The organism is Terriglobus aquaticus, assembly GCF_025685415.1.
In the GTDB taxonomy this organism is placed as follows: domain Bacteria; phylum Acidobacteriota; class Terriglobia; order Terriglobales; family Acidobacteriaceae; genus Terriglobus; species Terriglobus aquaticus.
In genome coordinates this window covers 886,661-900,624 of record NZ_JAGSYB010000001.1, presented here as the reverse complement: position 1 = coordinate 900,624, position 13,964 = coordinate 886,661, and the positions used below count along the sequence as shown (strand labels likewise).

Annotated in this window: 8 protein-coding genes; 4 read left to right on the top strand and 4 right to left on the bottom strand. The window is 59.0% G+C overall.

What is annotated here, in order from left to right:
• Nucleotides 1-52 precede the first annotated feature (52 nt).
• Genes OHL12_RS03880 through OHL12_RS03865 form a run of 4 tightly spaced genes read right to left on the bottom strand, consistent with a single transcriptional unit; the run spans nucleotide 53 to nucleotide 4,530 of the window.
• Nucleotides 53-1,183: a hypothetical protein gene (locus OHL12_RS03880; RefSeq protein WP_263412517.1), complete on the bottom strand. Its 1,131-nt coding sequence runs from the start codon at nucleotides 1,181-1,183 to the stop codon at nucleotides 53-55.
• 41 nt (nucleotides 1,184-1,224) lie between these two features.
• Nucleotides 1,225-2,673: an OmpA family protein gene (locus OHL12_RS03875; RefSeq protein ID WP_263412516.1), complete on the bottom strand. Its 1,449-nt coding sequence runs from the start codon at nucleotides 2,671-2,673 to the stop codon at nucleotides 1,225-1,227.
• Nucleotides 2,634-3,728, bottom strand: a complete 1,095-nt coding sequence (locus tag OHL12_RS03870) for a DUF3592 domain-containing protein (RefSeq protein WP_263412515.1) — start codon at nucleotides 3,726-3,728, stop codon at nucleotides 2,634-2,636. Before OHL12_RS03870 ends, OHL12_RS03875 begins: the two co-directional genes overlap by 40 nt.
• 25 nt (nucleotides 3,729-3,753) lie before the next feature.
• A complete protein-coding gene (locus OHL12_RS03865; protein WP_263412514.1) occupies nucleotides 3,754-4,530 on the bottom strand; it encodes a LolA family protein in 777 nt (258 codons plus the stop codon).
• A 174-nt stretch (nucleotides 4,531-4,704) separates the two neighbouring features.
• On the opposite strand from OHL12_RS03865, the gene OHL12_RS03860 reads away from it, so the two are divergent.
• The 4 genes from OHL12_RS03860 to OHL12_RS03845 all read left to right on the top strand — a co-directional run bounded on the left by OHL12_RS03860 (nucleotide 4,705) and on the right by OHL12_RS03845 (nucleotide 13,859).
• Nucleotides 4,705-7,104, top strand: a complete 2,400-nt coding sequence (locus tag OHL12_RS03860) for a winged helix-turn-helix domain-containing protein (RefSeq protein ID WP_263412513.1) — start codon at nucleotides 4,705-4,707, stop codon at nucleotides 7,102-7,104.
• A gap of 358 nt (nucleotides 7,105-7,462) precedes the next feature.
• Nucleotides 7,463-8,977, top strand: coding sequence for a hypothetical protein (locus OHL12_RS03855; protein WP_263412512.1), 1,515 nt, complete (start codon nucleotides 7,463-7,465; stop codon nucleotides 8,975-8,977).
• A gap of 202 nt (nucleotides 8,978-9,179) precedes the next feature.
• Nucleotides 9,180-10,076, top strand: coding sequence for an ABC transporter ATP-binding protein (locus tag OHL12_RS03850; protein WP_263412511.1), 897 nt, complete (start codon nucleotides 9,180-9,182; stop codon nucleotides 10,074-10,076).
• Nucleotides 10,077-10,160: 84 nt separating this feature from the next.
• Nucleotides 10,161-13,859, top strand: a complete 3,699-nt coding sequence (locus OHL12_RS03845; RefSeq protein ID WP_263412510.1) for a M1 family aminopeptidase — start codon at nucleotides 10,161-10,163, stop codon at nucleotides 13,857-13,859.
• Nucleotides 13,860-13,964 lie beyond the last annotated feature (105 nt).

Genomic DNA, 13,964 nt, shown 5'->3' with positions numbered 1-13,964 from the left:
CGAGCACATCATCATCGCTCCACCAACGCCCTCAGCTTGTAGGAAAGCTGAGTTACCTGCTGTTGAGCGGTGACGACACGGCCTTGTAGCCGGTTGGCACGTCGAATCCCGAGAGCTCCACCGGTGCAACGGAAAAAGACGAAGCTTGCGTTTGCGCCTCCATCAACACGGCAGCAGCGGCATCGGCTGTCCCGGATCCGGACTTACCCGCAGCAGGGGATGCCTTCTGCGTGTGGTGCAGCAGAGATCCCATCGTTGCTCCAGAGAGCGCTCGCCCGAACGTGCCAAGCTTGCTCATCTGATCGCTTGCGGTTTGAGTTGCAGTGGCAGTGGCTGTTTCCTTCGCGATGGAAGCAGCTTCGGATGATCCTTGATTTTCGTTGTGTGCCAAAGGCACAGCAGATGGAGGCGGCAGGGGCTCACCATTCGCGGTGAATCCTACCCGGGTTACCTGCAGCACTGGAAAACCCGTCATCTTCGCCGACTCTTTCTGTAGCTCCGCGAGTGCCTGTGCTCCCCCTGGCTGTGAAGACAACAGCGAGGCCATCGATGCCGATTCGATCTGAACGGACAACTCTTTGCTGAGGCGCTCTCGAAATGCCCGCAACTCGCTAAGCCCTGGACAATCCGCAACGGACCAGATCTCACTCGTGGCAGCCATCGCAGACTTACTCGCGTCTGGCTGCGTGAAGGTGACAGTGAGAAGCGATTCAGCCGCGCTCCGCCCGTCAACCTGGCGCGTGGTGCCATTGCTGGTGATGTGTGCGTTGAAAGCGACTTGGTCACCGGTGGATCCAGCGGCGGTTGTTCCCTTTGCCTGGCTCACTACCTTCGCCATCTGCTGTTCCATCTGCTGAAAGGTGACTACGGAGTAAGAGCGCTTGTCGTGATCCACCATCGTGATCGTCTGCCGATCAAGATCGATGATCTGGGTCGTATGCAGGCCCGCACGAACCATACGGTTCCCGTGAATCATCACCTTGAAGGTCATGGGACCACTGAGCTGCCTGACTTGTGAACTAAACGCTCCAGCCATCTTCAGCATGCCCACCACGGTTCCGCCCGTAATCTGCATGGTCTCCTGGTAGCTCACGTCTGCATGAGCCAGGACAGGTTGTAGAACGTTGCCAAGAAGCGCAGCGGCAAGTGGTAAAGAGCGTGTGGCCGATCGATTGGTAAGCATGATGTCTCCTTTGCTGTTTCTGTGTTCGCTCGAAAGTGTTATTACTCGCGGACCAACTCGACGCGCCGGTTCCGCGCACGCCCAGCTAAGGTCGCATTCGTGTCAATGGGCTGTGCGGCACCGAAACCACTCGTATCCAAAGCAGCCGCGGGCACGTGGTACTTAGAGACCAGCTCTGCCTTCACCGCTGCGGAGCGGCGGGTCGACAGATCGAGGTTGTAATCGTCTCCGCCGATGTTGTCGGTGTGGCCGCTTACCTTCAACTTCCAATCAGGATGTGCCGCAAGCACCGCACCAATCTCTCTCAGAACGGGTTCTGATTCAGGTTTGAGATGATCGCTCCCGAAGTCGAAGTAGATGCCATAGATCTCAACCTTCTTGTTCTCCTTGAGCTGCTGCTCGATATGGCTAGAGGGCAGATCATCGGCCGCTTTGGCGGTTGGGGGGTAGGAGATCTTGGTGACCTGCAACTGCGAACCTGCGCCGAATTTCCACGCCAGCATCAGTGGGTAGTTAGGTTGATTCAGGATGTAGAACTCCGCCGGGCCATCGTCGGTGGAACATCCAGCACGCAGCGCTGGAAGCGTGGTCGGCTGATCGTCGAGCAGTACAGGAAACGCGACCAGTGCCGATCCCTCGCGGTGCAAAGTGCATTGAACTTTGGAGACCTTGTTCAGCTCGGCGTCACCGCCTAGGTGCTCGCTGCTCACACCAAAGCCCGAGAGAACGTTGACCATGTTGCTGATTGCTCCCCTGATCCCCTCCGGCTGAAAAGTGAATGCAGAACTTCGGTTCTGCGAAAGGTCCGTGAACACTTCCCTGGAAACGGTGATCGCCGTGGTTCCAGGAATGGATTGCGGTTGGTTACGACTGAACAGTTGGGCGTAGTCGTGTGCCTTGTCCAGATCCTGTGCGAGCACGAGACGTTCGAGATCGGTGATGTCTTGCCCCTTCTCAGTTGGCTTGGCTCCGTGATAGGCGAGCGTAATTCCCTTCGCATCGATGGAACGGATTTGCTTCATCGATTCGTAATCGCCTTGGGGATCATCAATCGCCGTAACGACCAACATGCCGCTCCGCGGTGGGGCTGGATTCGGAGAGGCGGAGGACGACTGCCACGCCGGGAAGGCGGCGGTTGTCGCATCACTCTGTTCCGTCCCGGCGACAGGAGACGAGAGTGCGACCGGCTCGACGGTGACTGGTACGGACTCGGCGTCGCGCACAAGCTGCTTCGCCTTGAGTCTTGCCTGGTGCATCGCATACGCGGATGCAGTAATCGCCAAGATCGCGGCCATCACCACGGCTAAGCCGGCGAAGAGTAATCCGCGAGGACCGCTGCGATCTTCCTGCTCCTTGGTGACGGTGGGATGGGTTGCCGACGAAGGGCTGCTGCAAGCCGTGCAGTAGGCGCCAATCATAGGAGCTTTACATCGAATACAGTTGGTCACGCTTATCTCCTCAGTCCTGATCGCATCGTTGTCTCTGTCCACAAAAGCGATTTGTCTGAGCCTGACTGTGCCGAGAGAAGATTGCCTCGCAGCGTCATCACGCCTAGCGTCAGCAGCGTCGTTCCGAGCACCATCAGAGCCGCGACAGGCTCCCAGTTGCGCCAGCCGCGATCGATCATGGCGGTGCCTTGCTTCGCGGGCAGATACAGCACGGTCACGCGGTCGCCAACCTTGTAGGGCGAAGGGTTTGCTCCGGCGCGGTCGAGAAAGCGAACCGCCGCGCCGTCCACGGCCGTAAACTGCACCTCCGGGAATCTGATGTTGCGATGGTTGTTGCTCGGGTTTATCTCCAGCCAAAGGACGACGCCTTCTGTTCGCGTCCCCTTCTGCAGTTCGATCAACTTGCGGACGGGTATCGCAGCGGTCGCAAGTACCACCAGGCCCGCCAGACAAAACACCGGCCCTACTCGGCCCGACTTTCTGCTCGAAACCTGCACACCTGGACGCCTATACGGCAACCCGAGACTCTCCGCACTCTCGACGGGCGTGGATTGCAAACCTTGATTTCGGATCGCCAGTGCCGATCCAGCTTTGAGAAAGAGCTTGAGCCTTGGCCGTAACATGCGTCCCACCACAACGGCGAGAAGTGCCGCAACAATCCATGTGACGAGGGAGTACTTCAGGGTGCCGAGGCTGGACCAGGTAAGCCAACCACCGCCCAGCAGGAATCCGAAGGCCAACGACCACACCACCGGTGCCGCTGCCTCACGGGCCTCATCCGGGCGCTCAGGGGTGACACGGATCAGCTTGCGCGTGCCGGTGCCTCTGCCCGCAAGGCTGCCGCTGCCTTGGACTGCGTTGGCCTCACCCCAACCGCCTTCCTCCAGGGCATACCGGTACACGCTATAGAACTGCGTGCCCCGCCGGCGCACGCCGACAACGACACCATCAACTTTTCGCCCTCGGCAAGCCCACTGGGCGATGGTGTAGAGGACGGCGACGCCAATCAGGATGAGCAGCAGTCCAAACACAGCAGCGGCTATTTGTCCGAGCAGCACCGCTGGTTCAATCAGTGTGTCGTTCCCGTTTACTGGCACGATCATTCTCCTGTTTGTAGGTGCCTTATTTGGGAACAGCGAACCGAAAGAGCTGGTCGTCGAGCGTAGGATTCGCTCTGGGTTCGAACACGACAGTGATTCGGTTGATTGATCCTGGCGGCGCGGGTGACTGCTCAACGATCTTCCGCACCAGGTAACTGCTTACATCGATCCACAACGTCAGGTCGTGTACGTTCACCCGGTTCCCAGTCCCGCCATAGGAATCACTGGTGACACCGTCCAGCCGGTAGCACCGGTGGCCTATCCCGTCATCCGAGGACGTCATCTGCTTCGGCTCAAAGTGTTGTAAAGCGCCCGGCAGATTCGCCTTGGAATAAAGCAACGGTGGAATCTTGGTGACTGTATTGCTCGTTGGGTAATCGTTCAGGGTGATGGCCCGGGCATTATCCGGATTGGGATAAGCAGTCACCTGAGCAGTGGCCTTCCACCACACATGGAAAGCCTCGGGATCTCCCCAGACCACCAGGCGGTCGCCTTCCGGCCGGCGGAAATCGAATAGGAAATGCCGGGGCGCTCGGGTGAAATAAGTGGAGAAGCTTTGGCTGTCGCGGCTACTTGGACCGTACTCCTTCAGGACTGTGCCCGTATCGGCGTAGCTGCCGAGGGCTGCGTACACCGAGCGCGCATGATCCAAAACCGCTGCGGGCGTGTCTTCAGCCCCGAGGTTTGCGGGCCTCGACACGAGGAGCAGCGTGCCAACTGCCAGGCCCAGGAACGAAAAACCATGGCGCGCTCGAGCCGCTCGCTTCCAACTCCATGCTTGCTCCACCATCACTTGCATGGATGTGAACTTCGCTCCTCATACTGTGCAGGTCAACATGCTGTAGCTGAACTTGACCTGAACCGACAAACCCCTCCCTTTGTGGAGCTTGCAAGCTTCTATGCTCCGTCCTGAGGAGTCGGAATGCTAGAATTGCCGACATCCTTGCATCCCAAACCATGAAGGCTCGCCGGCATGGCAGAGACGAGATACGCTCCGGTGCTGATTTACCGCTTCGGTCATTTCGAGGTCATGCCCGAAGCCGGCGAGTTGTACCGGCGTGGTCAGCGCGTCAGGATCCAGGAACTGCCGTTTCGAGTGTTGGTGACACTGCTCGAACAGCATGGACAGATCGTCCCGCGAGATGTCTTGGCAAAACAGCTTTGGCCGCAGGATGTGTTCGTCGAGTTCGACCAAGGGCTAAGTACGGCTGTCGCGAAGCTCCGCCAGGCCTTGGGAGATGTCGCGGATAATCCCCGCTTTATTGAGACGGTGCCTCGCCGGGGTTATCGTTTCATTGCACCAGTCATGCAGGAATCGCCTGCCCTCTCCGCGCCGGCAAAGCCTGAACTTCAGTCACTAACTCCACCGCCGCACGAGGAACTCTCGGTTGCCACCACCGCTGAGCAATCGATCATCCCGGAACCTCGAGTCGGAAGGCGCTTCTCGGATCATTTGCGGTGGTTCGCCGCGGCCGCTCTTCTTCTGCTCGCCGGTGGCGCCTTATTTCTTCTGCGGCCCTCGAAGGTGCAGACTCCGCTGCGCGCCAACGACCAGATACTGCTGACCGATTTCGACAATACAACGGGAAACGTAGTCTTTACGGAAACGCTCTTGAGCGCCTTGCGGATCAAGTTGGAAGAGTCACCCTATTTCGCCCTGACCTCGGCCAAGGCCACCCAGGCCGCGCTGGAGCAAGGGGGAGTCCAAGGCACCGGCCGTGTCTCTCTCCAGGATGCCCAGCGCATTTGCGGGACGTTGCACGCGAAAGCGATCGTGCACGGTACGGTCGCTCCCATCAGGGATGGCTTGCGAGTGCAACTCCAAGCCGAATTATGTAACGGTGGAGCGCTGGTACAAGAAGAGGCCTTTTCCCCATCGACGAATGCCTTGCTCTTGACGCTGGGTGACACGGCCGATCGTCTGCGCCGTGACCTGGGCGAGCCGGAAAGCTCCGTGAAGCGCTTTGGCACACCCATTCTGCAGGCGACGACCTCCTCCCTGCCGGCCCTGCAAGCGTTCGCCTCGGGCGAGCAAAAGCGGGCGCGCGGGCAGGACCACGAGACCATTGCGGACTATAAGCTTGCGACCGATCTGGACCCGGAGTTCGCGCTGGCCTATGCCCGGCTCGGCACAGTGTATGGCAATGAGAACGAGACCGAGCTTTCCCGCGCTGTGTATCAGAAGGCCTTCGATCTGCGCCTCCACACTACGGAACGGGAGCGCCTTTACCTGACCGCCCACTATTACAGCTCAGCGTTGGGAGACGCTGAACGAGCAGAGGAGGTCTACAACTTATGGCGGCAACTATATCCGGAAGACCTGATCGCACCAAACAATCTGGCCGATCTGTATGAAACACTTGGCGAGCCCGAGTTGGCTCGCGCAATGGCGCGCGAGGCGGTGCGCATCGCGCCGAACAACGCGTTCCCTTACGCGGGTTTGCTCCAGGCCGATCAGCGCCTGGGCCTCTACGAGGAAGCACGTAGCGTATGGCACGACGCGTCGGTAAAGAAGTTGGATGACTCGATCATCTCGCGCATGGCGATGTTCCGGGTCGGCGTTGCGCAAGGTGATGCGGCACTGATTCAGCAACAGGAGGAGTGGGCCGCCGGAAATCCTCGTCAGGCCGAGATGCTGATGTTGGAAGGTTGGGTGTGCGTCGCGGAAGGACGGCTACGTGCTGCGCAAACCTTATTCCACCGGGCTCAGGAGGTCGCGCTCAACAACGGACTCAAGGAGTCCGCAGCCGACGCAGGACTGGAATTGGCCCAGTTTGAGGCTGACATTGGTCAGATCCAAGAGGCGCGAACTGAGGTAGGCCACTCGCTTCGCCTTGCCCCGGACGTGCTGAACGTAAAGGCGTTCGCGGCGATGGTCCTGGCCGTCGCAGGCGAGCCGACGCAGGCGTCGACTCTCGCGGAAGCGGTGCGGTCTGCTGCGCCACAGAACACGATCTTCGTGAAAATGATCCTGCCGATCACGGAGTCCCGTTTAAGCCGGGTTAGTAGGCATCCGGAAGCTGCCGTGGATCAACTGCGGCCGGTACAGACCTTCGATCGATCTCGCGTCATCGAGCTTGTGTCGATCTACGACCGCGCTCAAGCGCTGCTGTCAGCAGGTCGGGGTCTGGAAGCGGAGAAAGAGTTCGCGCGCTTGGAACAACTGCGTTCCCTCTGCCCGATCTCTCCCTACATTCCTCTCGCGCATCTCGGCATGGCCCGCGGTTGGCGTCTCATCGGCGACCTGAAACAGTCTCGCGGCGAGTACGCTACCTTCCTTCAGCGATGGAGAGGCGGCGATGTGGACTTGCCATTGCTGCGCCGGGTGCAAGCGGAATACCAGAGCCTTGGGGTCGCGGCTCCCTCCAACTAGAACAGCCGACTTCAGTTCCGCGCCACCTCGCGTTTGAGCGAGCGTCCATGCAGGATGCACTTCGCAGGTCCAAAGAACGCTTACCGACGATCTTGAGGTGAGCCTGCAGCTCACTCATCTTTAGTGACTTAAGAGTTCAGACGCGCTTCATCGCCGTCCCATTGACCAGTAGAAGCCTTTGCGGGATTCTGACGCCGATCCGAGTTGGAAGCGGCCCAAATCGACGGAGGCACGGTAGTTGAAGACAAGACTCTCGAAAGCGTTACGAACAAAACCTCCTTGCGGTCACACGCCTCAGAAAGGCCACCGCGTGGCGAGGTCACTCGTTCTCTTAGCCGGTTGGCTTCTCGTTGCCGCCTTGGTGGGCGGCTGCCATTCCGGACACCTCGAAGCCAAGTCGACTGCAACCAATGGCCCGATGCTCTCGAAGGGTTCGGGCTCAGCAAGCGTGACCTACAAACCCACAACCCACGTACTCGATCAAGACTCAGGCACAAAGAAGATTCGTGGAATCAGCACCAACGGAGCAGCCTTCCTGCTGGATGCTTCAGACCCGAAGATCGCCTCGCTTAAACCTGGCGACGTCCTGGTGATCAAGGGCCTTCTTGCGAAGAAAGTGGTTGCGTCCGAGATGCAGGAGGGAAACCAGCTTCTCATCCTCACTCAGCAGGCTCAGCTCACCGACGCTATCCAGGACGGCCATATCCAAGTGGCAGCGCCGATCCGCTTCGGCTCTGCGGCGCCATCCGAGGCTGCGTCCGCCGGCGGTCCTCGCTTCTGGGACCGGCTGTCTCCGGTCGTTTACGCGCAGAGTATGGGCAGTGAGGGACTCAACAAGGCCGAGTCGCAGGGCACCAAAGACGCTATGGGGAATGTACTCAGTGGCGTGAAAGGCCTCGTCATCGAGGGTTGGACCACGGACTTCGCCACCTCGCCCGGGAACGGAAAGCTCAACATCACGCTCAGCATGAAGAAATCCATCGGCGGGATGCTGGCGACCATCAATGGAGAAGGATCGGTCTCCAACTTCGACTTTTCGGGTGACATCGACGTACAGCAGGGCAAGCTCGAGAAGATACAATCAGGGCTCAAGAATCTGAACGGCGGCATGAACTTCAAGTGGGAAGTTGCCACCGACACGCCCGGTGCGCACACGGGCGATGACCGCATCAAGCTGCCCGCAGCGATCTCGATTCCTCTCTACCGCTACCTCGATGGATTGCCGCTGTACCTGGAGATCAGCTCGGCATTGATCATCAAGCCCGCGCTGTCCGGGGGCAAAGAGTACAGCCGCGGAGCTTTCCACATTGGCTTCCAGGGCTACAACAGCTTCACCGGCGGCAAAGGAAACATCGACTCCGACGGCAACATAAGTGGAGACATCAAGTTCCTGGAAGGGCAAAACATCTCGGCGCTGGCGCCCATGGGTATGGTGGTCGCTTTCGCGGCCCCGCGCATCGAGTTGAGCTTCGGAATCAGTAAGATCCTCCCCTTTTCGGATATTCAGGGCGCCGCGGAAAAAGTCGACATGATCGCCAACATCCTGGCAGAGAAGGCCCTAACGCCAGACCAATATGCTGCCTTCAAAGCTTCGCCCGTAGGAAGTATGACCGTCAGTAAAGCGGCGGAGATGGCAACCAGTAGCGACGCCACTGCTTACTTCGAAATGGTCTCCAGTGCAGGTATGAGCTTCACCGGAATCTCTGCCATCGTGCCGTGTACCCGGCATGACATTCATCTTTGGGGAAAGGTCGGTGCCTCAGCTCAGGCCTTTGGTCAGGGTCTCGGCAACACGGTCAAGACCATCTACGAAAAGCAACTCACAAGAATCGATCCGCCCGGCACCAGGCTTTGTGAGTCTGTAGGTGGATGAGCTGAGGCTCACGACTCCGGCCATCCAAGGCTTACCGAGAGAAGCCTTTCCCAACAGATAGAGACGCCAGGGATCAGTATCTCGGGGCTTTGCTAGTCCGGCCCTCTCACATCGGCTCGATCCTACTTAGAAAAACCTGTCAAGGTCAGCCCATGCGCTGCTAGAGTTCCGTTACACAGAAATTTGGAAACGGAGAAGGCGCATGTCGCTCGAGATTGTGGGAGTGTCGAAGACCTATGGCAACGGCGTAAAAGCTCTGAAAAACCTGACGCTCTCGATCGGCAATAACATGTTCGGCCTGCTCGGGCCGAACGGCGCGGGCAAGAGTTCGCTTATGCGCACCATCGCCACGCTGCAGGATCCCGATTCTGGTTCCGTGACGCTGGACGGCATCGATGTCGTCAAGCAGAAGAATGAAGTCCGTCGCATCCTCGGTTACCTGCCGCAGGAGTTCGGTGTTTATCCGCGCATGAGCGCCCTCGACATGCTGCATCATCTGGCCGTGCTCAAGGGAATCACCGCAGCCGGCGAGCGGCGCGAGATGGTCGACGCTCTGTTACACCAGACCAATCTCTGGGACGCGGGCAAAAAGTCGCTCAGCACCTACTCCGGCGGCATGAAACAGCGCTTTGGCATCGCGCAGGCGCTCCTCGCAAATCCGCGACTCATCATCGTGGACGAACCGACCGCAGGTCTGGACCCTGCGGAGCGGAACCGCTTCTTGAATCTGCTTGCATCCATCGGTCGCGATGTGACGGTCATCCTTTCGACGCACATTGTCGAGGACGTCCGGGAGCTGTGCCCGCGCATGGCAATCATCGCAGCAGGTGAGGTGCTACTGGAGGGTTCTCCCAGCGAGACGCTGCGCGCGCTCGAAGGCCAGATCTGGAGCCGCATTGTGCCGAGCGACGCAGAGTTGAAAGAACTCGAAGCCACGATGCACGTCATCAGCACACACTTGGTGAGCGGACAGCACGAAGTCCGCGTATTCAGCGCGGCGTCACCAGGCAGCGGATTCGAGCCAGTGCCAAGCCATCTTGAGGACGTGTACTTCCTCAACCTCTCCGAGCACGGACGCCGGATTCCCGCAGCAGCCTGACCGCCACGTCCTGCCCTGCTGCAGCACCAAGCAAAGCGCGATTTCGTTTTCCTACGCCGACGGCCAGACCGCAAGGATCGAGTGATGACACAGTTTTGGGAGTTCTTCACCTTTGAACTGAAGCTTCGCTTCAAGAGCATCGCCACCTATGTCTACTTCCTTCTGTGGGTGACATTCAGCTTTCTTTGCGTGGCTTCAGAGAGCTTCGGCCCCGTAAGCAACAGCAACGGCAAAGTGCTGCTGAACGGACCGTATGCCATCAGCATGAACGACGTCGGTTCGTGCATGTTTGGCACGATTATCATGGCCGCAATCTTTGGCACATCCGTTCTGCGCGACTTCCAGCGCGACACGGTGCAGATCCTCTTCACCAAACCCGTGAGCAAGGGAGCCTATCTCGGCGGTCGCTGGCTCGGCTCTTTCGTCACCACCGTCTTTGCGTTTAGCGGCATGATGGTCGGCACCTTCCTGGGCACGTTCGCTCCGTGGGCAGACCATGCGCGTATCGGCCCCAATCACCTCTGGTGGTATCTTCAGCCGTTCTTCAGCCTTATCGTCCTCCAGATCTTCTTCCTCGGCTCGCTCTTCTTCACCGTTGCTGCGCTCACCCGCAAGATCTTCGTGGTCTATCTGCAGGGCGTCGCGGTCTTCATGGCTTGGATCATCGGCGTTACGGTGTACGGTTCCACGCGCTCATTGGAACACTTCTGGTCCGGCATCCTCGATCCTCTCGGCAATATCACCCTGGACAACGTAGCCCGATATTGGACAGTGGCCGAAAAGAACACCCTGCTTCTGCCCTGGGACCTGCACAGCGGCTACTCCCCCGGCGTGTTTGTGTACAACCGTCTGCTCTGGTCCGGGGTCGGGCTTCTTGCGCTTCTTCTCTTATGGAAGCTGTTCCCCATGAGCGCGGAGGCGCTCACCGCGAAGTCGCAAAGCAAGCGCGCGGCCCGTCAGCGTACCGCCGAGCACGAAGAGCAGAAGCCTGTGCGCTCGCTCGTGGTAACCGCACTGCCTCGCGTCCGCCAGGTCTTCGGGACCAGCACGACGTGGGCACAATTCCTATCCATGGCGCGGCTCCGGTTGCGCACGATCTTTCGCGAGATTCCGTTCTGGGCCATCGTTGGTCTGCTAATCGTCTTCGCCATCAACAACGGCCGCTTTGCCGGCCAAGTCGGTGGTGAAAACGTCTGGCCGGTTACCTACCTCATGCTGAATGCAGTAGAAGGATCGGCCCAGCTCTTCTTTTACATCGTCGCTACCCTGTATGCCGCGGAGCTGGTCTGGCGCGAGCGGGACAACCACTTCGACGGTATCCACGACGCGCTGCCCATGAGCGAAACTGTGGACTGGCTTGCCAAACTGACTGCCATCGCAGCGGTGGAGTTGGTGCTGCTGACCGTCACCCTGCTATGCGGCGTGCTCATGCAGACGATCGCCGGCTTTCACCAGTACGACTTTCCCATGTACTTCAAGGAACTGTATCTGGTCACCTTCCCGCAACTGGTCGGCTTTGCGATCCTTGCGATGTTTGTGCAGACGATTGTGTCCAACAAGTTCATCGGGCACGGCATCGTGATTGGCATCTTTGTAATCGTGCCGATCCTTTACAACTTCGGCATAGAGAACACGCTGGTGCTGCCCGGCCAAACACCCGTGTACATGCTCAGCGATATGAATGGCTTCGGGCATTTTGTACCAGCGCTCGCAACCGCAATCCTGTACTGGGTCAGTATCTTCGCCGCACTCGGAGTCGTGTCCATTGCCTATACGCGCCGCGGTTCTGACATCTCACTTAAGGCACGCACACACCTGGCGCGGATGCGCGCTGCGCGCCTTGCTCCCGCGTTTGCAGTGTTTGCCCTGTTGGCCATAGCCTCGGGCGGTTGGTTCTACTACAACTCGCACGTGCTGAACCGCTACACCACCGCGAAGATGCGCCGGCATGAGCAGGCGCTCTACGAGACGAACTTCCGCCAGTATCGCGGTGTGCCGCAGTTGAAGGTCACGGCAGTCGACACCAGGGTAGACATCGACCCGTACCAGCGCTCCGTGCACGCGGTTGGCGTATTCACGTTACAGAACAAAACAGGTCAGCCAATCCAGGAGATCCATCTCACCGGTGACTGGGATGTGGATCAGAACGTCCGCTTCGATCGTCCGGCACAGACCACGTTGACTGCGCCGCTGAACCAGTACACGATCTACCGGTTTGCCACGCCAGTCGCTCCCGGTGACGTGGTGACCATGACCGCAGATATGCGGCATGTGACGCGAGGCTTCCGCGATGGCAACGAGCCGGCACAGTACGCCTTCAACGGTACATTTTTCGACAACGGCATTTTTCCGGCGATTGGCTACCAGGATGGCAACGAACTGGCCGACCCGCGTCGCCGTCGAGAAGAAAAGCTCGGCCCTCTGCACGAGATGGCAGAGCGCGGCGATCCCGTTTACGGGCGTCAGAACCATTTCACCGGACAACAGGCAGACTGGATCACGTACCACACCGTCGTCTCAACCAGCCCGGACCAGATCGCGCTGTCGCCCGGCTATTTGCAACGGGAGTGGCAAGCGAATGGGCGGCGCTACTTCGAATACAGCATGGGGTCCACGCACGTTCAGGATTTCTTCAATTACATCAGCGGCCGCTACCAGGTGAAACGCGACGTGTATCAAGGGCCGAACGGGCCCGTGAACATCGAGGTCTACTACGACGAGCATCATCCCTACGACGTGGATACGATGATCGCCTCCTCCAAGGCGGGCCTCGCGTACGATCAGCAGTTCTTCAGCCCCTACCAGTTCACTCAGTATCGCGTGATTGAGTTCCCCCGTTATCGCGGCTTCGCGCAGTCGTTTCCAAACACGATTCCCTACTCCGAAGCGATCGGCTTTATCAACCGCGTTGAAAAGCCAACAGACGTGGACCTCACATATTTCGTCACTGCGCACGAGCTCGGTCACCAATGGTGGGGACACCAGTTGATCGGCGGCATGGTGCAAGGGTCCAACATGATGTCGGAGACCTACGCTGAGTACACCGCGTACCAGATCATGCGGCGCAAGTATGGCGATGACTACATGCATCGAGTTTTCCGGCACTTTCTGGATCGCTACCTGCGCGGCAGGGCGGGCGAGATTCGGCATGAGCCACCGCTGGCTCTTGTGCAGCGCGAGCCGTATGTCTGGTACGAGAAGGGCGGCCAGATCATGTACACGCTGGCCGACTACGTGGGCGAGGACAAGATCAATCTGGCGCTCAAGAACTTTCTGATGCAGTACCGGTACGCCAATGCAAACAATCAGGTGGATGCCGCCGGTCACACCACCGGCATTGCTGCGGCGTCGCAGATGTATCCGGACACACGCTTGCTTGTCGCGGCCCTGCGCGAGCAGACTCCACCTGACCTGCAATACCTCATCGACGACGGCTTCAACCGCATCGTCCTGTATGACAACAAGGCGCTCAGTGCGAAGTGGAAGAAACGCACTGATGGCAAGTACGACGTCACGCTGGACGTGCAGGCACGCAAGACGCAGGCGGACGGCAACGGTGTAGAGTCGCCCATGGCGCTCAACGATGTCATCGAAGTGGGCGTGTTCACCGGCAAGAAGGACGAAGAGAAAACCCTGAGCGTCCGCCGCGAACGCATGACTGCAGAACACGCCACCTATTCGTTCGTCGTCGACCAGCAGCCCACACGAGCCGGCATCGATCCCTTCAACAAGCTGATCGATCGCATCTCCGACGACAACATGACGGACGTCGCCAAAGAGTAAGGCGTCGCCCTTAGCTTAGGAAGTATTCGCCAATCGTGATGGCGACACATGTCCACGACTAGACATGGACTGAATCGCGCCCATCAGTGCCGTGCCCCCATCCGG